Genomic DNA, 22,333 nt, shown 5'->3' on the forward strand with positions numbered 1-22,333 from the left:
TTGGAGTTTGGTGGCGCCTGACGCCCATTTCGCAGATATACAATTTCGGTGGCTGCTTTGTGTTGCCACAAAAGTCAAAAGCCTTATGCTATTGGCTTACAGCTAAACTTTTACCATGTTCGACATATTTATTAAACGGCCAATCTTATCGCTGGTCATTTCCCTCTTCATTACGTTGCTGGGGGTGCTGGCGCTTTTTTCGCTGCCCATCACGCAGTTTCCCGATATCGTGCCGCCATCGGTAACGGTAACGGCCAAATACACCGGCGCCAACGCGGAGGTGTGTGCCAAAGCCGTGGCCACGCCGCTGGAGCGGGCCATCAACGGTGTGCCGGGCATGACCTATATGCAGTCGGTTACCAGTAACAACGGTACGACGCTGATACAGGTGTTTTTTAAAGCCGGCATCGACCCCGACCAGGCTGCTGTGAACGTGCAGAACCGCGTTTCCACCATCCTCGACGAATTGCCCGAAGAGGTAATCAAGGCGGGTGTAACTACCGAAAAGGAAGTCAACTCAATGCTCATGTACCTTAACATCATGAGCGACGACCCTGCAGCCGATGAAAAGTTTGTATACAACTTTACCGACATCAATATCCTGCAGGAGTTGAAGCGTATTGAAGGCGTTGGTTTTGCCGAGATCATGGGTGCAAAAGACTACTCCATGCGGGTATGGCTGAAGCCCGACCGAATGATGGCCTACAACGTTTCGGCCGATGAAATCGTAAATGCGATCCGTGCACAAAACATCGAAGCAGCACCGGGTAAAACCGGTGAAAGCTCCGACAAAAACCCGCAGATGCTGCAATACGTGTTGCGGTATACGGGTAAATTTTTCGAGCCCGATCAATACGGCAACATCGTGGTGCGGGCAAATGATGATGGATCCGTATTGCAGTTAAAAGACATTGCCGACGTGGAATTTGGATCGTTGAGTTATGCGATGGTATCCAAAACAGACGGTCGCCCTTCTGCATCGATCATGATGAAGCAACGGCCGGGCTCCAATGCGCGGGAGGTGATTGCCAATGTAAAAAGCCGCATGGCCGAACTGAAGGAATCATCTTTTCCTCCGGGCATGACGTACAACGTAAACTACGACGTATCGCGGTTTTTGGATGCCTCTATCAGCGAAGTATTGAAAACGCTGATCGAAGCATTTATCCTTGTGTTCCTCGTGGTGTTCCTGTTCCTGCAGGATTTCCGCTCCACCTTGATTCCGGCGTTGGCGGTACCGGTGGCGCTGGTAGGTACGCTGTTTTTCATGCAAATGCTCGGGTTTTCCATCAACCTGCTTACCCTGTTTGCATTGGTACTGGCTATTGGTATTGTGGTGGATAACGCCATTGTGGTAGTGGAAGCAGTGCACGTAAAAATGACGGAGTTTGGAATGCCGCCAATGGAAGCCACCATGGCGGCGATGAAAGAGATCAGCGGCGCCATTGTTGCCATCACGCTGGTGATGTCGGCGGTATTTGTGCCCGTGGCATTTATGGATGGTCCAGTTGGTATTTTCTACCGCCAGTTCTCCTTGACCATGGCTATATCCATCGTCATCTCGGGTATCAACGCCGTAACGCTTACACCCGCCCTTTGTGCCCTCATGCTGAAGAATAATCATGCGCCGGTGAAGAAGCGGGGACTGCAACGATTTTTCGATGGCTTCAACTCGGGCTATAGCAAAACCGAAAACAAATATGCGCACCTGGTAAAAAGCATTGCCGGCCGCAGGGCGGTGACGTTGGGGCTGCTCGCATTCTTTTTTGTGGCAACCTGGGGCATTTCCAAAATATTGCCGTCGGGCTTTATCCCTACCGAAGACCAGGGGATGATTTATGTAAACGTAACCACGCCGGCCGGTGCTACAGTGGAGCGTACTGAAAAAGTGATGGACGCTATCCAGGCCGCCACAAAGGATATGACATCGGTGGAGTCCGTGTCTACGCTGGCGGGCTACAGCCTGGTGAACGATGTGCCGGGTGCCTCTTACGGCATGGGCATGATTAACCTGAAACCGTGGGACGATCGCGAACAAGGTGTGATGGAAGTGATCCGTGAGCTGGAGGCTAAAACAAGGCATATATCGGATGCGAGCATCCAGTTTTTCCCGCCGCCAACGGTCCCGGGTTTTGGTAACGCCAGCGGTTTCGAAGTGCGGGTGCTGGACAAGACCGGCAGCGGCGACCTGCAAAAGACCGCAGAGATCAATAACAAGTTTATTGAAGCCATCAACCAAACACCGGAGGTGGACGGTGCCTTCTCTTCGTTCGATCCAAACTTCCCGCAATACATGATTCATGTGGACCAGGAAATGGCGGCGAAAAAAGGCGTGACGGTGGACAATGCAATGTCTACGTTGCAAACCCTCTTGGGTAGCTATTACGCTTCCAACTTTATCCGCTTTGGACAGATGTATAAAGTGATGCTGCAGGCTTCGCCGGAATACCGTGGCAAACCTGAAGACCTGTTGAAGTTGTTTGTAAAAAACAATCAGGGCGAAATGGTGCCGTTTTCCACTTTCATAAAATTGGAACGGGTGTATGGCCCAGAGCAACTGACGCGATACAACATGTACACTTCGGCCATGATCACCGGCGATGCTGCACCAGGCTATAGTTCGGGCCAGGCCATTGAAGCAGTGGAACGTGTAGCTGCCGAAGTGCTGCCCCGCGGCTTCGACTACGAGTGGTCGGGCATGACCCGCGAACAGATCATTTCGGGCAACCAGGCCATTTACATTTTTGCCATTTGTTTGGTGTTTGTGTACCTGCTTTTGGCCGCACAATACGAAAGCTTTAAGCTGCCGCTGGCGGTGTTGCTTTCTCTACCTACCGGCATTTTTGGTGCGTTTCTGTTTTTGAAAATGATGGGCTTGGAAAACAACATTTATGCGCAAGTGGCACTGGTTATGTTGATTGGTTTGTTGGGTAAAAACGCCATCCTCATCGTGGAGTTTGCCATCCAGCGGCGCAAGGAAGGCGCCTCCATTTTAAAGGCAGCCATTGAAGGTTCCGTGTCGCGTTTGCGTCCCATTTTGATGACCTCCTTTGCCTTTATTGCGGGTCTTATTCCGCTAGTCATCGCTTCTGGTGCGGGTGCAATGGGTAACCGTTCTATTGGTACGGCTGCGGCCGGCGGCATGCTTACCGGTACCATTTTCGGTTTGATTGTAATCCCCGGTTTGTATGTGTTGTTTGAAAGCATTGGCCAGAAAAAAGCGAAGCGAAAAACAAAACCGGTGGAAACTGAAGAACCCGTTTTAATTAATGAAAACGTATAAAAAATTGAAGTTGATGCAATATAAAATATGGTCGGCTGCGCTGGTTGGTTTGGCAGCAGCCACCATTACCGGCTGCGCTCCAATGAAAGAGCTGCAGCCAACCGAACCGGTGGCTTTGCCACAAACCTTTACAGGCGGGCAGGATTCGGCCAGCATGGCGCAGTTGTCGTACAAACAATTGTTTGCCGATGCTAACCTGCAGCAATTGATTGATACGGCACTGCGCAACAACTGGGATCTGCTTTCGGCACTGCAGCGGGTAGAAATGGCCCGTGCAAGCTTGCTGCAAGCCGGTGGTGCACTGCGTCCGCAAGTATCGGTAGGCGCCGCCGGCGGCGGCGATCGCTGGGGCCGCTACACGCTAAATGGTGTGGGTAACTTCGATACCAACCTTTCGCCCAATATTGACGACAAGCGCAAGATTCCAAACCCGTTTACGCCTGATTTTTTTCTTGGACTGCGCAGCAGTTGGGAGTTAGATATCTGGGGCCGTTTGCGGAACCTGAAAGAAGCGGCATCGCTTCGGGTGTTGCAATCGCAGCGGGGCGTGCAGTTTGTGCGTACTGTGCTGGTAGCCGAAGTGGCGAATCATTACTACGAGCTGTTGGCGCTGGACAACCAGCGGGAGATTTTGCGCAAAAATATGCAGCTGCAGGAACGAGCCGTGGAAATTGTAGAAGCGCAAAAAGAAGGTGGCCGGGCAACCGAACTAGCGGTGCAGCAATTCAGGGCGCAACTGCTTAATACCCGTTCGCTGGATGCCGTATTACGGCAACGCATAACCGAAGTAGAGAATAATTTAAACCTGTTGTGCGGCCGTTTGCCGCAAACGGTGCAACGCGGCAACGACCTGATGCAGCAGAAGATGCCGCAAATGGTGGCTGCAGGCGTGCCTTCGGATTTACTCTTGCGCCGGCCCGACATCAGCCAGGCCGAACTGGAATTGCGGGCACTGGAAGCCGATGTGTCTGCTGCACGAAAAGCATTTTTACCAGCACTTACCCTAACGCCGTATGTCGGATTCAATTCGTTCAGCGCCGCACGCTTGTTTGATCCTGCATCGCTGGCGGCCGGTGTAGTAGGTGGTTTGGCTGCACCAGTCATTAATCGTGCAGGCATTAAAGCCGATTACAACCGGGCAGATGCGGCAAGGAAAGAGTCGTTGCAACAATATTATAAAACAACGTACACCGCTTTTACTGAAGTGGTAACAACGCTGAACGCTATTAAAAACCTGGATCAGAAATTTGCGTTTAAAGAAGAAGAAACAACGGTGTTAGAAAATGCGGTTGTTACGGCCAACGACCTGTACCTGTCGGGGCGTGCATCTTATCTTGAGGTGATCACAGCGCAGCGCAGCGTCATTGATGCAGAACTGGAATTGGTCAATACCCGTAGAGATATATTTTTGTCTGTGATTGAGTTGTACCGGTCGCTGGGGGGCGGCTGGCAATAAGTGGGTTGTTATTTGTGGTATGTTTCCCGGGTCTTTATGGCCCGGGATTTTTTTTGCACTTGTAAAAATATTCAGCTAATTTTTTCAATGCAAATTGAAACCACATGCTTTTGCCGAAATATATTTTACAGCAAACTTGAATAGAAGAACCGAAGAAATTTAGTTACCCGACCACTATGTTTTAATCAACGTATTTTTTATAAATAGGCCGGTAACCCAGGAAATAGGATAGTGGCGCCAGGATTGCAAAAACAGCTCTTTGCAAAGCAAATGATGGTTTTGCCAAACGAAACACTGGAGCAAATTTTTTGGCGATAAGTGCCACTTGCAATAATGGCGGCACACCTGAACGGTTGGTTTTGCCATCAACCGCAAGCCCGGTCAGCGTTTCCAGCAAGTGTTCCGTATTCATAGCCGGCATCACCTTCCATTGCATGATGGTTTCGCCATCAGATTCATTCCACATGGCATGTACCGTGTTCCGCGGAATATACACAGTTGCTCCCTGTTTAACTGGTTGCCGTACACCAGCTATTTCAATGGTCAGTTCGCCGGAAATAACACAAAACTCTTCGTCCTGCTGCGGGTGGTAGTGCGGTGCCGGCCTGGTGGAGGCCGCACTGTATGTTGCGATCATGTGGAGCAACGCGCCACCGGTTTCGCTACCTGTTTGTACAAACCTGATCTTTTGTTTGATGGCAGGATTGTAAATAACCTTGTTAGGATATGCCATGGTTGTTGGTTGCTGTTGCGAAATAAAAATGCAAATGCCTAGGCGACGAGTAATGTTATTCTGCACTCATCGGTTTGCTGCATTTTCTTTTTCGAATTCTAATTTGTAACAAAATAGGCGGAGTTAGCATAGTAAAATGATAAACGGAATTATTCTGTTATCAACCCATTTATTTGCTACAAAAACACGATGCCGTAACATCGAGTGCTTGCAATCTACAATGATAAACAACGAAAGTTATTCGCCTTGCATTAGTTATAACTAATAGCGCTGAAATGTAGGCTGCATCAATGTTTGGACATTGTGATGGCTTGCTCAAATGCAATTATTCACTACCCTGATTACAATCATTTAATGCTTTTACCTTACTCAGTTATAACTGCATTTTGCACGGCTATATTGCAATAACAAAAGGGTACAAAACAAGTCAATAACCTGTAGCCTGCATCTTGGTCCTCGTGTTCGTTTTGCACCACTTTTCTTTCACTTGCTTGCCAGCAATACTTCAAACAAACAATTTTCCGATTTCCATTTTCGGGCGGGGCATAGGTAGCCTTGTCGCGGCCCGGCTAAAACAAACATCATGAAAGAATCAAACGTTGACAGGCTTCTAAAAAAGATAGACCGGATCAGGGAGGCCCAGAAAAAATTTTCCACGTACACGCAAGAACAGGTGGATGAAATTTTTCGTGCAGCCGCTATAGCGGCCAACAACAACCGGATTTACCTGGCCAAGCTGGCGGTTGAAGAAACGGGCATGGGCCTGGTTGAAGATAAGGTGATCAAGAACCACTTTGCATCGGAATACATTTACAACCAATATAAATCCGAAAAGACCTGCGGCATTATTGAAACTGATGAAGCATTTGGTATTACCAAAATTGCCGAACCGATTGGTGTAGTTGCTGCGGTGGTACCAACGACCAACCCCACATCCACCGCTATTTTTAAAGCACTGATCGCGCTTAAAACCCGCAACGGTATTATCTTTTCGCCACACCCAAGGGCAAAAGGTGCCACCATTGCGGCTGCTAAAATTGTGCTGGATGCAGCAGTGGGAGCCGGTGCTCCGGAAGGCATCATCGACTGGATTGACGAGCCTTCTGTTGAATTGTCGCAAGTTGTGATGGCTAAAGCCGATCTTATTTTGGCAACGGGCGGACCGGGCATGGTGAAAGCCGCTTACTCATCGGGCAAGCCAGCTATTGGTGTTGGTGCCGGCAACACGCCAGCCATTATAGATGAAACGGCGCACCTGAAAATGGCGGTGAACTCTGTGCTGCTTTCCAAAACTTTTGACAATGGAATGATCTGTGCTTCGGAACAATCGGTGATTGTTGTGGACTCCGTTTACGTAACCGTACGGCAAGAGTTTTTGGATCGCGGTGCCTACATTTTAAATGCGGCCGAAACGGACAAAGTCCGCGCTATCATCTTGAACAATGGTGTGCTTAATGCGGCCATTGTGGGACAGTCGGCGGCAAAGATCGCTGCGCTAGCAGGTTTCTCCGTGCCGGAAGAAACTAAAGTGTTAATTGGCGAAGTGGAATCCGTGGAGCTGGAAGAGCCGTTTTCACATGAAAAGCTTTCTACCATTTTGGCCATGTATCGCGCCGCTGATTTTGATGAAGCCCTGGACAAAGCCATGCGCCTGGTGGAGTTGGGCGGCTTTGGACACACATCTGTGCTGTACACCGACCCGGTTGTTTCCAGCGACCGCGTTGCACGTTTTGGCGCAGCCATGAAAACAGGCCGCACCATCATCAACATGCCTTCATCGCAAGGCGCTATCGGTGACATTTTCAATTTTAAATTATCCCCATCGCTTACCCTTGGCTGCGGCTCATGGGGCGGCAATTCGGTGTCGGAAAACGTTGGGGTAAAACACCTGCTCAATATTAAAAGCGTGGCCAACAGAAGAGAAAATATGTTGTGGTTCCGTGTACCAGAGAAAACTTATTTCAAATACGGCTGCCTGCCGGTTGCACTTCGCGAACTGAAAGAATTGGGCCGCAAAAAAGTGTTTATCGTAACCGATAAAGTGTTGTATGATTTAGGATTCATCGACCCGGTTGTAAAAGTGATTGAAGAACTCGGTATTGATTTGCGTGTGTTCTTCGACGTTGAACCCGATCCAACATTGGCCTGTGCCCGCAAAGGCGCTGAGGAAATGACAGCCTACCAACCCGACACGGTCATTGCATTGGGTGGCGGTTCGCCGATGGATGCAGCCAAAATTATGTGGGTGCTGTACGAACATCCGCAGGAGCGCTTTGAAGATCTGGCCATGCGGTTTATGGATATTCGCAAACGGGTGTATACATTCCCGAAAACGGGAGAGAAGGCTTTGTTTGTAGCCATTCCAACTTCGGCTGGTACCGGATCGGAGGTAACGCCTTTTGCCGTAATTACCGACGAAAAAACCGGTATTAAATACCCACTGGCCGATTATGAGCTAACACCGGATATCGCCATAGTGGATGCGGAGTTGATGATGAAAATGCCGCGCAGTCTTACTGCCGCATCGGGCATCGATACACTCACCCATGCATTGGAAGCTTATGTTTCGGTGCTGGCATCAGAGTTTACCAATGGGCTGGCGCTGGAAGCTATTCGTCTTACGTTCAAATACCTGCCGCTTTGCTACACCGAGGGTGGCACCAACATTAAGGCGCGGGAAAAAATGGCGCATGCCGCATCTATTGCGGGTATGGCGTTCGCAAATGCGTTCCTAGGTATTTGCCACTCGCTGGCGCACAAATTGGGTGCAACACACCACGTGGCGCATGGCGTGGCCAATGGCATGCTCATCTCGGAAGTGATCCGGTTCAATGCGGTGGACAACCCGCGCAAACAAGCCGCATTTCCACAATACAAATATCCCAATGCAAAATGGCGCTATGCACGCATTGCCGATTACCTGAACCTGGGTGGCACCACCGAGGATGAAAAAATAGAACTGTTGATCGAAGCTGTTGAAGAACTGAAACGCAAAGTGGGCATACCCAGCAGCATCAGGGAATACGGCCTCAACCGCGAACAGTTTTATGCAACCCTCGACACCATGTCGGAGCAGGCATTCGACGATCAGTGCACCGGCTCAAACCCTCGCTACCCGCTTATTTCGGAGCTGAAGCAACTATATATAAACGCCTTTGAAGGCAGACCGAAAGTGCCGGCACCCACCGAAGTGGTCGTCCTTCAGGAAGAAGCTGAATTAGCAGCAGTATAGTGTTTTTCTATTGTAGATTCGGTAATCCCGGCGCTGGGTGAGCGTCGGGATTTTTTTTACCGTATTTCATCGTTTTCTTTTCGCTCCTGCTGCGCTTTTTCAGGCGCCTTCGTGCCGTCGGTAAGGGTGGGCTCCAAATCTTTGTCGCTGTCAACAAACCCCTTTAATTCTGTCATCTGCGGGTCGGTTTGTTCCTGCCTGCTTTCAGATTGAATAATAGGGTTATTGCGGTCGGCTTGAGGCGTTTGATCTTCGCGATTATTGTGGTCCATAAATATTCGTTTACACAGCTAATTGCAAAAACCTCGCCTATGCTTTTTGTCGCGCACACTTCAATAAATGCCACCCAGTTTGCGCTTATTTAGTGCTGCATACTTTCCTTCCAGTTTGGGCAACCGCGTTGGAATATTTTGCGCTGCAGTGGTATCGGTCAATGTGTGTAAAAAAAGAACCACCTGTTTTTTCTCCAAGTCGGTAAGGTTCAGTTTAATTGGTAAAATCATGAAAAAGGGAAGGCCTTTCATGCCAGGACGCATGGCAGTTGCAAACTCGTTGCCCCCGGCATGATCATAAAAATTTACAACTTGCTCCAGTGTTCGATACACACCGTTGTGCATGTACGGCGCCGTCACTGCGGCATTGCGAACTGTAGGAATTTTAAAAGAAAAATGAAAAAACGGGTTTTGATTGAGCTTCGAAAAACCAGTGTCGGGATCTACCTGGAATATATCCATGGTGTCTTTGAGCGGCACGCCAATGGAACGATGGTCGGTGTAATCGAAGTAGGGCGGTATGGCGCCATTGAACAGCGGTGCATAATGGCATGAGCCACACTTGGCTTTGCCCATAAATAAATTAAATCCTGCTATCTCATCCTCGTTCATTTGTGCACCGTCGCCACGCATATACTGGTCAAATCGGCTATTCAATCCGGTTAGTTGGCGTTCATACACCGCGATGGCCATTTTAATATGTTGCCGCTGAATGCCGGTTTGCGCTGTTTCGGGGAATGCCGACTGGAATAGCGAACGGTATTCTTTGCTACTATTAAGCCGCTTTGCTACCAGGTCGAAATTGCTGTGCATTTCATCGGCGCTGTTGACTACCGAATCAAGTTGGTCTTCCAAAGATGTGGCCCGCAAATCCCAAAACTGCAGTTTTTGAAAACAGGAGTTGATCACGGTCGGTGCATTGCGCGGCAGGTCGCCGCGATCAAACCGAACGCTTTTAGCCATGCCATCGGTAAATGCCAGTTCCGGTTTGTGACAAGATGCGCAGGCCCGTTCGTTGTTGTCGGATAAAATAGGATCGAAAAAAAGCAGCTTGCCCAGTTCGGCTTTTTCTTTTGAAAAGTAAGCCGCTTCGGCCGGCGCAAAATAATCCGCATTGAAAATGTTGGCGTCGTAAATATGTTTGGCAGTGGGATAAACAGCCCGCGATTTGTTTACAACCGGGATATTCAAAATGGCCTGCATTTGCTGCAAATAGCCGGAAAGTGGCAGGAGGTGTTTTTGTAAAAACGCCATCCGATTAAAGCTATGATCATCTTGAATGTTGCCTAAAAGTAAATTGCCATCAGCCAGGTTCTGCTGAATGGATTGTCGCAATGCTTCATGCTCCTTAGGTAAGGTTGCAGCAAATTGCCCCGCCACATCGGCCCAGGCGTGAAAAGCGCCGGTAAATGCCGGCCGCCAGGCTTCATCCACCACAAAGTCGCCGTTGCCGATGCCCATGGTGCTGATGCGGATCATTTGCAAACGGAGTGCATCAAAGATTTCCGCATCGGTCATTGCGGTAATTTTTTGCTCATAACCCCCATGCTGCAAAATTTTGCGCATGCCGTCTGCGGAACGTTTGATCAAGTTTTTTTCCAGCAGCGAATCCTCTCCGCTTCTTTTGCGCAGCACACTATCGGGATCAACACCAAAAGGCCCCAGCCAGATCCAGTTGTCGGGTAAGGGCGGGCCCCAATCACGCTGTTCGAACTGCGCCGGTTTTAGAAAAGTGTGGTACACCGAGTCGGGATCAAGATATGCCACCAACCACTCGACCTTTTTGAATCGATAGATTAGGTCGTCAAACTTTGCTCGGCGCACCGCATAACTGCTGTCCAAATAATAAGAGGGATAGTGCACCAACGCAGAATCGAATTGGTGGATGGCGGTAGCATATTGCTGCTTAATATTGGCGACCGTCAGCTGCAGCTTTTGTTCCGGCCGGCCTGATGTGATAGCGACCATTGCAATGCAACCAACAAGGATTAATAGCAGCAGCCAGGGTTTATTTACCCGCATGGTGTATTGTTTAAAATGGAGCAAATAAGTACGTCGTTGGCAGTTCGATGCAGTGTTGTTGTGTGTGTTCCCTTGTATTTCCCGATTAGTGGTTCATTTAAAAAAAGACTTAGCAAAACCGATTGAGTAGCTTGCGAACTTCGTGTGGTCGAAAATGCCTCAGTTAAAATAGTGTCTTTATTTTGCAATTAAAAGCGCTGCAACGAATGGGGCATTGCAATTTGAAGCTTATACAAGTTTTCTTCTAAACACCGTTGGCGCAGGTTGATGGCACAATTTCAATTCAGTTTCTACAAGTAGATTTTTCTAAATAATGTTTACTCATGCGCATCTCAACTTTCTGCATCCTAATTAGATTCATTTCGTTTTTTATATAAAACATTAAATAAACGAAACTTTACTGCTGAGTATTTAGGCGGTCGCGTACTCAAGTTTATGCATAAGCGCTTTTTATATCTGTGGGTAATATTTTGATAACTTTGACGTTTTGGCATTCCTGCCATATATTCGCACTCTGCTAAGTCTACATCCTATTGATATCCAGCCTTTCCAATCATCCTACCGAATAGCCGGATTTTACTGATCACCCTATTTACGAAAATTTCATGCAAGGTGACTCGCATTCACTGAATTGGTCTAAGATCAAACTGGTAATTTTTGACGTTGACGGAACACTGTACGCTCAGGCCAAACTTAGAAAATGGATGTTGCGCGATCTGCTCGGGTATTACATGCTCCGGCCGTGGCGCTACAAAGAGCTACTGATTTTACAAAAGTTCCGTTCTGAACGAGAACATAGAAATACTGAGGATTGCACCGATCTGGAAAATAGTCAGTACGCGTGGTGTGCCGATGGTCAAAAGGTAACCACAGATGCTGTCCGGAAGGTAACCGATAAATGGATTTTTACGCACCCCAATCAATACCTCAGCAGGTGTGCATATCCGGGCATCAACAGCTTTTTCACAAGCTTGCGCCGGATGGGTATCAAAACCGCCATTTATTCGGATTACAAAGCCCACGACAAACTAGCTGCCATGAACTTAACTGCTGATCTTGTGGTTAGCTCCACCGATCCGCAGATCGACAAGTTTAAACCCCACCCCAGGGGCCTGCTGTATATAGCGGAGCAAATGGGTGTGGCTGTAGATGAGTGCCTGTTTATTGGCGACCGTGATGAGCGAGACGGGCTTTGTGCCCGCAATGCCGGGATGCCTTATTTGCTAATTGATACGAAAACCGATGATAGCGCTGCTTTTTACCCCGTGTTGGAGCAGCAATTAAACACCAAACCATAAAACCTTACGTATGAATCAAACACTAGCGCACAACAATGTGGAGCCGGTAGCAGAGCAGGTGCTGTTGCAGCCTGCAAAACTCAAGGACTACATCCGCATTGCCCGGCTGGACCACTGGTTTAAGAACATCTTTATGCTTCCCGGGATGTTGTTTGCGTTTCTTGTGTACAATCCGGCACTCGACCTCAATCTGTTGGTAAAGATCATTTTCGGCGTTGCATCTACCTGTATGATCGCTTCGGCCAACTATGTGATCAACGAATTTTTGGATGCTGAATTTGACCGTTTTCATCCGCTGAAAAGCAAGCGGACTGCGGTTGTAAGTGAACTGAAACCTACCTATGTGTACCTGCAATACGCGGCATTGGTGGTGATGGGACTTTCACTTGCTTACTTTATTTCGTTTCCGTTCCTCATCATTGAAGCGTTCCTGCTGTTCATGGGTGTGATGTACAATGTGCGTCCGTTCCGTACCAAGGAGCGGGTTTATCTTGATGTACTGTCCGAGTCAGTAAACAACCCGATCCGCCTGGCGCTGGGCTGGTTCATCTTTGTACCAGCGGCGTTTCTGCCCAGTTCGCTCAGCGATTTTTCTTGGGTGATCATTCCTCCGAGCAGTATCATCCTGGCGTACTGGATGGGTGGTGCGTTCCTGATGGCAACCAAGCGTTTTGCAGAGTATCGTTTCATCAACGATCCGGAACGTGCAGGACTGTACCGCAAGTCATTTAAGTATTACACTGAAGAAAGCCTGCTGATTTCGATGTTCTTTTATGCACTAACATCGGCCTTTTTCCTCGGCATCTTCCTCATCAAACACCGCATTGAACTGCTCATCAGTTTCCCTTTCTTTGCACTGCTGTTTGCATGGTACCTCAAAATTGGCCTACGCAAAGATTCAGTAGTACAAGGCCCAGAAAAGCTGCACCGCGAAAAAAGGTTCATGCTGTACGTGGTGGCGTTTATTGTGATCCTGATGCTGTTGATCTACATCGATATTCCGGGACTGAACTGGTTCCTCAAGCAATCATTCCAGTATGAATAACCACATCCAGTAAATGATTAAGCGGCAACTGCTGCTGAAAAGACTTGGAAAAAACGAGCGGTTGGTAGAGATACCAGCCGCTTTTTTTATTGGGTAAAACGAAAAGGCGTTTGATTGTTAATCTACAAAGTAGAACAATCAAACGCCATATATTTTTTGTAACAGCGATTAGTATATCACAGCGTTTTGTATTGCTTCATTATTTGATTAGCTCGATTGAGTCATTTCCTGAGCGGAATATAATTTCATTGCGCTGAAAGAGTATCTGTTCACCAGTTGCTATTCGTTTCAGTGTTGTTTAAAATAGGCGAGGGTTTGGTGAAGAGCGAACTGCACCATTTACATTTAGGAGCATTGAAATATCGAACTACATTATTTCGGTCGAGAAAGGTCGAATAAATACACATTCACATCAACCGTTTTGTAAGCATCAACTTCTCTGCCCATCGATTTAAATGCATCGTATATACCACGATCATTCAACAGCCCGATATTAGGCAGGTAATATGGTGGCTGATCAACAAAGTCGCCAATCTTCAGGTCATAAAATTTGTTGTAAATAACCCACACTCTTTTATTGCCTTTCAACGCAGCAAATTCAGGACCCAGGTTGCGGAAATATGCCTGCGGGTCGGCGGAAATAAAACGGACATCGGATCCTTCCACTGCGTCAAATTTTAGCGGGTAAGCTTCTTTGTAATAACGGTAGGTGTGCTGCACATTCCAGTACACGTACACCACATCGCCCGGTTGGTAACGGTCGTTGATATATGCCAATGTTTCGCGGTGGTAAGCTTTTTTGTAATCGCCGAACAGTGCTGTGTTGGTAGCTTGCGCAGTTGACATCGTTACCGGAACCGCCAAAAGGGCTATGGGTAATAAGTAAGGCGCCTTTTGCAAAATGCGGAATCGTTCAGTAAGATATACCACACCATAGGCTATGAAAAGGATCAATAGTGGCGCCAGGAACACCAGCAGTCTTTCGTAAAACGGATAGACTTTCACAACCGATGCAGCCAATGTGAGCAGCAGCGGCAATGCCAACACCCAGAACAATTGGCGCGACTGTTTGAATACGGTAATGAAACCAGGAATGATCACCAACAGTGGAATGAGCGGCAGTTTGGATGCCAACTGCAGCAACCTGTTGTCCACCATCGTTGCTTTCCACCAAAGGCCCATCGGGTAATAAAATACTTTGGACAAAATGGTAGCGTACCACTTGACGTGATTCATGTTTTTAGGCGGCAACGGCATAAACCCACCTTCTTTCGCAAACCAGGTAACCAGCCATTCGGAGTCTGCATATTTGTTGGTAAACAAAAAATAATTCAGTGCAAAACTGGCGAGCCAAAATGTACCGAGCACTGTTGCCTGCACCAGGTGCGGCCAGCGCTTGTTGAGCAAAGCATGCAATGCCATAGCGCCGGCCATCCCCATCAAAATAAAAATGGAAGCATAGGAAAACCATACGACTGCTGCGCCACAAAGGCCCCAAACTATAAGCCCTTTCAGGTCGTGGCGATGTTGCCATTTGGCATAAAACAGGAGCAGCAACACTGTAGCCAGCAACTCCATGCTGTATTGTTTTATTTCGACCGAATGGTAAATGAGCGGTGGTGCCAATGCCATAATGCCGACCGCAACCGCCACACCCATTGGTTTCAGGAACTGCCTGCACAACGGGAGGAACAAGAAGAGCGAAGCAATGCCCGCAAGCAACGGCACCAGGCGCAACGCCATTTCTCCTTTACCAAACAACATCACCGCAGTGCGTACCAACCATAAAAAGCCAATGGGTGCTTTCTGTTCATAATCAAGTGCAGGCGCCATCAGTTCCAGGTAGTTCATCCGGATCAGGCTGCTGGACAAATACACTTCGTCCACCCAAAGCGAACGATTATCGAAATAATGAAACAGGCGCAATGAGATGCCGGAAAAAATGAATATCCAAATCAGCAAATTTCCGCTTCCGCTCTTTTGGTGGGGTAGGTTCGGGTAGGGCAGCGAAGTTTGGGAAAGTAAAATTGCTTTCTTCGTAGGTTGGTGGGTGTCTTGCATGGTTGGTGCAATTTTATGAAAAGCGAAAAAAAACTAACGGCACAAATACCTGAAACCGCAAGTGTATTGCTTACAGCAAACGGCTGCAAGCATCTCAAGATCTTGGTTAGCTTATTATTATTGATCGTTCAGTTGAAACAGGCTCACACTCGCATCACGCAGCCTTTTGTGGTCCAGTTCGCTGCCGATAGCCGACAATGTTGACCGCAAACTGTCGCCGCCTTTTACTTCGGCACTGTACCACTTGGGCAATTTTGTAATGTCATCGCCAATGTCAATATCCAGGTCGTTGTTGTAAATAATCCAGATTCGTCCGGCTGCTTTCTGCTGGCTTATATCCGTTACAACTTTGCCCAGATATTCTTGCGTGTTGTTGGCTTCCCATCGGTAGTCCTTTCCAATCACTGCACTATATTTCAAATTGTAGGCAGGTTTGTAGTATTGGTAAGTATGGGTCATGTTCCAATAAACATACACACCATCACCTTGCTGGTAATGCTGCTGCACATAAGCAAACGCTGCTCGCTGACTGGAATTTTTATAACCACCCAAATATGCCGGCGTTGCCACCTGCATGGCTGCACCGGCCAATGGCCCGATCAATTCCAAAAGCGGCAGCGCAAAACGTAAGGCTGATTTTGGCGGAAAAAAACTGGCAACGCTGTCGCTGCCACGACCGATGAATAGGAACAAAAATGGTGCAGCATACACCAAAAACCTTTCTGAAAAAGGATATAGTTCCAATGCAGACGCAAGCAGGTGAAAGAAAAATGGGAAAGCTAGAATAATGAACCATCCTTTCCGTTGCCATGCAAAAGAAATAATGCCCACAACCAGCGGCAACATGCCGACGATTGGCACCTGCAACACAGCTCGCAACAAAGGCTGGCTGATTGGGTTTGCATTCCACAACAAGCCTAATGGGTAAAACAGCATCTTGTAAGGTGTTTGTACAAACCAGCTGATGTCGTTGGCCGAGTTGGGCGGGAACGGCATGAAGCCGCCGTAATATTTAAAAAACGTAACCAGCCATCCATCATCCGAATGACCGCGGGTAAAGAGCAGATAATTCACTGCAAAACTGGCCATCCAGATGCCGAATGGAATAACGCAAAGTAGCAAACGGTTCCAATCTCTTTTCACCATGTAGTACAACGCAACGGCGATTGCTATGGGCGTCAACACAAATGGCGCAGTAAACGAAAACCAGTACAACAGCCCGCCAAACACGCCCCACAATAGCAAAGATTGAATATCGGTGCGGTGCCGGTAACGGAAATAAAGCTGCAGCGCAACGATGGTTATGAGCATGTCGAATCCATACTGCTTTATTTCCACCGAATGGTAAATGAGCGGTGGTGCCAATGCCATAATGCCGACAGCAACCGCCACACCCATTGGTTTCAGAAACTGCCTGCATAACGGGAGGAACAACAGAAGCGAAGCGATGCCCGCAAGCAACGGCACCAGGCGCAGCGCCATTTCACCTTTACCAAACAAGACCACGGCGGTGCGCACCAGCCACAAAAAGCCGAGTGGTGCTTTTTGCTCATAGTCGAGCAGTGGCGCCGCCAGCTGCGCGTAGTTCATCTTAATGATGCTGACCGAAAGATAAATTTCATCGGTCCATAAAGAGCGGTTGTCGAAAAAATGAAACAGGCGTAAAAGGATTCCGGAAAAAATGAACAGCCAGGTGATTTGATGTAAGATCTTGCTGTTTTCTTTAGGTGTTGTTATCGGTGCATGTTTGTTAAAAGTCCAGACAGTGTTACGGTGTTGAAGCTGTGTAGTTTCCACCCAGGTTGGTTTATGGTAAAAAGGGATGGCTGCAAATTAATACATATATAGCTGCTATAAAAGGGGCCAGCGTTATTTTATCCGGTCTATGGCTGCCGGCCAGTTATCAAAAAAGCGTTTGTTCAAGCGGTTTAGTGCTTTGTTATATGTAATGGGTTCAAATACATAAACCTTTGTGCTTGGGGCGTTGTATAGCAATGCTACTATATACAGTGAAATATTATTCGCTTACAGCACCGATATAACGCCGATGTGCTAATTCACGACACATTTCCCAATTGTGATCGACGATTACTATGATTATTGCACCGGGCGGCGCTATTTATGCTGGCGCAAAGCCAGGTTCTGCAAACGAAAGCTTTTGCGTTCTGCTTTTTAAAAACCGCATCACTTCTTCATCGCTGCCATATTGATTTCCGATGTTTACAAAATGCCGTGCCAGCAAATCGTAGCGTTTGCGCATGAGCCAGAAATATACATGTAGGAAATGTATCCCGTCGAACACAATGGCCTTATTGGCCACATATCGATCGAGTGTTTGTAAAAAATGTTTTGGATGATCGGTCCAGTGCATGGTCTGCCGTTCGTGGTGGCTGATGTGGTAGCCATCGTTCCAGCATTTGTGGTTGTATTTTGTATTGATGCAGGTGATGCTGTTTTTATACGCATTGCCCGGATCGGCCGGATCAATAAATGCATGTTGTGCCCAATTGCCCATCATGGCAATAAGCCGGTACAACAAAAACGGAATGATGAACACCCACAAGGTAGCCATCCAGTTGACGAAGGAAAGTGCTATGCAAAACAAGATGAATAAGATCTCGCCACGCACCGACCGGTATAGCAGCCGCTTTCTTTTTTTTCGAAAAAAATACATACAGAGATGGTAGACACCTGTAAAGAGGAACTGACCGAAGTACAGTCCAAAATCTTTTAGTGAATCGCGTTGGTATGGCATGGTGCTGCTTTCATCTTCTTCCAGGTTGTTCTCGGCGTGGTGCATACCAATGTGATGGGTGTAATACGTTTCCGGCGAATGGCCAAAGAACGGAGCTATAACCCAAGGCAGATAATTATTGAGCCAACCGACATTTTTTTTAAACAGTACCCGGTGGCTGGTGCAATGGAGCATAAGCCCGAACGGCCCTTTGAAAACAATATTATTGAAATAGGCATACGCCAACGCAATGAGCCACCAAACCCACCCGGTAACGAAGGGCATATAAAGGAGGATGGCCAGCGGGATCAGCGTAATAGTAATCTTCAACGTTAGGTGAATAAAGGGAAGGTCCCGTTCATCGCGGATGAGGTTCAGGAAAAAGCGATCGAGGCGGTCGTAGTGCTGTTTTTGTACAAAAACCGGATCGGTAATCGTTTGGAGTGGTTTCATATGATCGGGCCGATTTTTATTGAATATAAAGTAAATAAAATATCAGGCCATTTGGTGCCGATTCTTGAAGTTTAAGACCACGAATTATTTAAGTGTAGTTGTGGGTATTGACCTGTTCCGGCACCTTTTGCCATCACGTTTGTTCGCAACTGTAGCTTAGGAGGAAAAAACTGTGTGCATATTTTGGTGACCTTACTATCCGGATTTATATTCATACCAAACTAAGCCACTGTTTATGGAACAATACTCCAATCAGCTGCCACAGTCGCAACCCAAAAACTGGCTGCTGGAGTCGATCTTGGTCACGATTTTTTGTTGCATGCCGTTCGGCATCGTAGGCATCATCAATGCTGCACAGGTCAATTCGCGTTATACATCCGGCGACTACAATGGCGCATTGAAGGCTTCGCAGGAAGCGGGCAAATGGACAAAGATTGGATTTTGGGTCGGCATAGGAGTAATTGCACTGTACATCATTGCCGTATTTGCATTTGGCGCCACTGCGTTTTGGGCCAGCCAGCAAGATTATGATTATTAATGATTAGCCGGCACGTCAAAAGCTTTGCTTTAGCAGCAGCAACAATAGTTTTGCTGCTGCTGTATTTTTTTGTTGATGCCCGCAAAGGCGGTTTTCATGCATGCCCGTTTCGCCAGCTTACCGGCTTGCTTTGTCCCGGCTGCGGGTCGCAGCGTGGCTTATCGGCACTTTTGCACGGCGACGTACTTGAAGCCTTTCAATTCAACCCACTGCTTGTTTGCGCAGTGCCGTTGGTGGTATATGCGATCGTGATTTTTGTAAAAACAAATGGCACGCAACGGCCAAAGCTGTTGTATCACCCATTGTTCGCAAAGCTTTGTTTATGGGTAGTGCTCCTCTTTTGGATTGGCCGAAATGTGGCAGTCTATATCTAAATTTTTAAGTGCTTTATTGTTACATAAAGCTATCTAGCATCAAACTATTTGGCAGCAGCCATAAAAGAACAGCCCGCATTTAAAACTGCGGGCTATTTTTTTATAACCTATCATCATGTTATTTACCGGTATTCTCCATACACACCACGCAACACATCGGCAATTTCGCCCAATGTACAATAGGCCTCTGCCGCTTCAATCACCGCAGGCATCAGGTTTTCACCACTTTCCGCCCATTGCTTAATTCGTTGAAGGCACAGCTGCACTGCTTCGTTATCCCTGCGCTGGCGCAATGCCTGCAGCTTTTGCTGTTGCGCCGTTCTGATGCTGTCGTCAACCCTAAATACCGGCACCGAGTTCGTTTCCTCAACAACAAATTTGTTGACGCCTACAATGGTCTTCACGCCGGTTTCGATCTGGCGTTGGTAGTGGTAGGCGCTGCGGGCAATTTCATCCTGCATAAACCCATTTTCGATGGCCGATACCGCACCGCCCATGGTATCTATTTGCTCCATCAGGTCAGTCGCTTTTTGGGCAATTTCGGTAGTCAGCGCCTCTATAAAATAGGAGCCGGCAAGCGGATCAACCGTGTCCGGTGCTCCACTTTCAAAAGCCACAATTTGCTGGGTGCGCAGCGCAATACGGGCCGCTTCTTCGGTAGGTAAACTCAGCGCTTCATCATAACCATTCGTATGCAGGCTTTGGGTGCCGCCCAGCACTGCAGCAAGTGATTGTACCGTAACCCTTGCAATGTTATTCAGCGGTTGCTGTGCCGTTAAGGTGCTGCCGCCGGTTTGTGTATGAAAACGTAACATCATGGCTTTTGGGTCGGTGGCGCCAAGGCCTTTCATAATGTGTGCCCACATGCTGCGGGCTGCACGAAACTTTGCTACTTCTTCAAACAGGTTGTTGTGGGCATTAAAGAAAAACGACAGCCGCTTGCCAAACACATTGATGTCGAGGCCTTTTTGTAAAGCAGCTTCCACGTATGCTTTACCGTTAGCCAGTGTAAAGGCTACTTCCTGCACCGCCGTACTGCCAGCTTCGCGAATGTGGTAGCCTGAAATAGAAATGGTGTTCCACTTAGGCAACTCCCTGCTGCACCATTCAAAAATATCGGTGATGATGCGCATGGATGGCTTGGGCGGGTAAATGTAGGTACCGCGGGCCGCGTATTCTTTTAAAATATCGTTTTGAATGGTGCCCGAAATCTGCGACAAGTCAGCGCCTTGTTTTTTCGCCAATGCCACATAAAATGATAACAAAATAAATGCAGTGGCGTTGATGGTCATGGAGGTGCTTACATCCTGCAGTTTGATGCCTTTGAACAAGGCCTCCATATCTTCCAGCGAATCGATGGCCACGCCCACTTTTCCTACTTCGCCTTCGGCCAGTGCATGATCGCTGTCGTAGCCGATTTGCGTGGGCAGGTCAAAGGCAACACTTAAGCCCATTACACCCTGTTGCAACAGGTAGTGGTATCTTTTGTTGCTTTCTTCGGCGGTTGAAAATCCTGCGTATTGGCGCATGGTCCACAAGCGGCCGCGATACATATCGGGCTGCACGCCTCGGGTGTAGGGAAATTGTCCTGGCTGCTCGGCTGCACTGGCCGGAACATCGGCGGTCGTATAGGTTTGTTTTATTTCGATACCGGCGTCGGTAAAAATTTTCTTGGTCATTGGCAAAACAATAGCGACAAAATTATAAGTAAAAAAGCGGCTCGAAAGATAAGCGCATTTGCAGGCCTTACCATCGGGCAGCGGCAGTACAATAAAAGGAAATGCACCTAAGTAACCGGCATTCCCTCTGTTATTAAATGGTTTAGATTATTAGCTTACACAAGCCTACAGCAATTACTGCACTCCTGTTTACTTCATCAGTTTTTTTGCTTCAAAATTCAGTGCATCCAGCACAATGGTGTGGAGTGCTTTTTCATTTTGGGCCATCACCACTTCCAGCACCTGTTTATTGAGGTCGCTGCCCTTTGCATCGGCGGGTAAAATGGCAGCGATTTGGTTGATGATGAGCATATTCTGGTCGCGCAGGTTGCGGATTGCGTCCCACGCTTCGGGGCTTACATACACCTGCTGCGATGCATTGTACTCGTACTCCTGGCGGATATTGTCGATCAGCACCGCCTGCATTTCGCGGGCAGTGGCACCGGGATGGTTGAGGCGGCTCACCAGGTTGGGCAGCGCAATGCGTTCGGCAAGCAACACCAGCCGTTCGTAGGCGCCCAGTTTCAGCGGCGTGGCTTCGTATTTTTCAGCAGGCTGGGCAGCGGGCTGGGCGGCGGCGCGGCGGGCCGTAATAAAGGCAACGATGGAAAATACCAGCGCCACTGCGGCAAGTGCTATCGCGAGGATCGATTCGTTCATACCAATGATTGTGGCGCAAATGTAAGAAAACAGTAAAAGCACATTTTTATGACATTGTTTTGGCCCTGCTGGGTAAATTTGCAGTATGGAAACCACGATTGGAACACCGGTAAGTTTTACCGAATCTGCGATAGCCGAATTAAACCGGCTGATGAGCGAACCTGGCTTCGATCCGAAACATTCCCTGCGTGTGGGTGTAAAAGGTGGTGGTTGTTCGGGTATGTCGTATGTGCTGGGTTTTGACGAAAAAACAGAGCGGGACAGCGAATATAATTTTGAAGGCCTCCAGTTTGTAATGGAAAAGGCCCATGAAATGTACCTGTTTGGTATGCAGATAGACTGGCAGGGCGGGCTCAACAGCCGCGGCTTTACCTTTAAAAATCCGAACGCTTCGACGACATGCGGCTGCGGAACTTCATTTGCAGTGTAGCGGTGAATGGGTAATGGTGAATAG

Annotated in this window: 16 protein-coding genes; 8 read left to right on the top strand and 8 right to left on the bottom strand. The window is 48.0% G+C overall.

All coding sequences use genetic code 11. From position 1 onward, the window contains the following. The first annotated feature begins 115 nt into the window (after positions 1-115). Positions 116-3,283 (top strand): efflux RND transporter permease subunit, encoded by a 3,168-nt coding sequence (locus tag EPD17_RS11445; RefSeq protein ID WP_132054331.1) that lies wholly within the window; start codon positions 116-118, stop codon positions 3,281-3,283. Between the two features lie 13 nt (positions 3,284-3,296). Further along, the gene (locus tag EPD17_RS11450) at positions 3,297-4,739 is read left to right on the top strand and encodes a TolC family protein (protein WP_132054333.1); all 1,443 of its coding nucleotides are present in this window, start codon (positions 3,297-3,299) and stop codon (positions 4,737-4,739) included. A 181-nt stretch (positions 4,740-4,920) separates the two neighbouring features. On the opposite strand, the gene EPD17_RS11455 is transcribed toward EPD17_RS11450, so the two are convergent. After that, a complete protein-coding gene (locus EPD17_RS11455; protein WP_132054335.1) occupies positions 4,921-5,472 on the bottom strand; it encodes a cupin domain-containing protein in 552 nt (183 codons plus the stop codon). Positions 5,473-6,055: 583 nt separating this feature from the next. Here EPD17_RS11455 and adhE point away from each other — a divergent pair. Then, positions 6,056-8,704 carry a bifunctional acetaldehyde-CoA/alcohol dehydrogenase gene (gene adhE, locus EPD17_RS11460; RefSeq protein ID WP_132054337.1) on the top strand — a complete coding sequence of 883 codons (2,649 nt, stop codon included), beginning with the start codon at positions 6,056-6,058 and terminating at the stop codon, positions 8,702-8,704. A 56-nt stretch (positions 8,705-8,760) separates the two neighbouring features. Here adhE and EPD17_RS11465 read toward each other — a convergent pair whose 3' ends face one another. Together EPD17_RS11465 and EPD17_RS11470 are read right to left on the bottom strand one after the other, a co-directional pair. Next, the gene (locus EPD17_RS11465; RefSeq protein ID WP_114234178.1) at positions 8,761-8,976 is read right to left on the bottom strand and encodes a hypothetical protein; all 216 of its coding nucleotides are present in this window, start codon (positions 8,974-8,976) and stop codon (positions 8,761-8,763) included. A 60-nt stretch (positions 8,977-9,036) separates the two neighbouring features. Beyond that, positions 9,037-10,998: a cytochrome-c peroxidase gene (locus tag EPD17_RS11470; RefSeq protein ID WP_132054339.1), complete on the bottom strand. Its 1,962-nt coding sequence runs from the start codon at positions 10,996-10,998 to the stop codon at positions 9,037-9,039. Positions 10,999-11,603: 605 nt separating this feature from the next. On the opposite strand from EPD17_RS11470, the gene EPD17_RS11475 reads away from it, so the two are divergent. Continuing rightward, positions 11,604-12,296: an HAD family hydrolase gene (locus EPD17_RS11475; RefSeq protein ID WP_132054341.1), complete on the top strand. Its 693-nt coding sequence runs from the start codon at positions 11,604-11,606 to the stop codon at positions 12,294-12,296. 10 nt (positions 12,297-12,306) lie between these two features. After that, complete coding sequence (locus EPD17_RS11480; RefSeq protein WP_132054343.1) at positions 12,307-13,341, top strand: UbiA prenyltransferase family protein; 1,035 nt, start codon at positions 12,307-12,309, stop codon at positions 13,339-13,341. A 372-nt stretch (positions 13,342-13,713) separates the two neighbouring features. Here the strand turns inward: EPD17_RS11480 and EPD17_RS11485 are convergent, their stop codons facing one another. The 3 genes from EPD17_RS11485 to EPD17_RS11495 all read right to left on the bottom strand — a co-directional run bounded on the left by EPD17_RS11485 (position 13,714) and on the right by EPD17_RS11495 (position 18,589). Further along, positions 13,714-15,402: a glycosyltransferase family 39 protein gene (locus EPD17_RS11485; protein ID WP_132054345.1), complete on the bottom strand. Its 1,689-nt coding sequence runs from the start codon at positions 15,400-15,402 to the stop codon at positions 13,714-13,716. Positions 15,403-15,519: 117 nt separating this feature from the next. Next, complete coding sequence (locus EPD17_RS11490) at positions 15,520-16,992, bottom strand: glycosyltransferase family 39 protein (protein WP_132054347.1); 1,473 nt, start codon at positions 16,990-16,992, stop codon at positions 15,520-15,522. Between the two features lie 529 nt (positions 16,993-17,521). Continuing rightward, positions 17,522-18,589: a fatty acid desaturase family protein gene (locus EPD17_RS11495; protein ID WP_132054349.1), complete on the bottom strand. Its 1,068-nt coding sequence runs from the start codon at positions 18,587-18,589 to the stop codon at positions 17,522-17,524. A gap of 235 nt (positions 18,590-18,824) precedes the next feature. Here EPD17_RS11495 and EPD17_RS11500 point away from each other — a divergent pair, with 235 nt between their 5' ends. Together EPD17_RS11500 and EPD17_RS20415 are read left to right on the top strand one after the other, a co-directional pair. After that, on the top strand, positions 18,825-19,127 hold the full coding sequence (locus EPD17_RS11500) for a CD225/dispanin family protein (RefSeq protein ID WP_114234171.1): 303 nt from the start codon (positions 18,825-18,827) through the stop codon (positions 19,125-19,127). Further along, a complete protein-coding gene (locus EPD17_RS20415) occupies positions 19,127-19,501 on the top strand; it encodes a DUF2752 domain-containing protein (RefSeq protein ID WP_132054351.1) in 375 nt (124 codons plus the stop codon). The genes EPD17_RS11500 and EPD17_RS20415 overlap by 1 nt, the downstream gene beginning before the upstream one ends. Positions 19,502-19,623: 122 nt before the next feature. On the opposite strand, the gene EPD17_RS11510 is transcribed toward EPD17_RS20415, so the two are convergent. Beyond that, entirely contained in the window at positions 19,624-21,180 is a 1,557-nt protein-coding gene (locus EPD17_RS11510; protein WP_132054353.1) for an acyl-CoA mutase large subunit family protein, read from the bottom strand. 189 nt (positions 21,181-21,369) lie between these two features. Continuing rightward, positions 21,370-21,879, bottom strand: coding sequence for a DUF7935 family protein (locus EPD17_RS11515; RefSeq protein ID WP_132054355.1), 510 nt, complete (start codon positions 21,877-21,879; stop codon positions 21,370-21,372). A gap of 85 nt (positions 21,880-21,964) precedes the next feature. Between EPD17_RS11515 and EPD17_RS11520 the strand changes: the two genes are divergently transcribed. Next, positions 21,965-22,309, top strand: a complete 345-nt coding sequence (locus tag EPD17_RS11520; RefSeq protein WP_132054357.1) for a HesB/IscA family protein — start codon at positions 21,965-21,967, stop codon at positions 22,307-22,309. Positions 22,310-22,333: the final 24 nt, after the last annotated feature.

It is taken from the genome of Pseudocnuella soli (genome assembly GCF_004347775.1).
In the GTDB taxonomy this organism is placed as follows: domain Bacteria; phylum Bacteroidota; class Bacteroidia; order Chitinophagales; family Chitinophagaceae; genus Flavisolibacter; species Flavisolibacter aquaticus.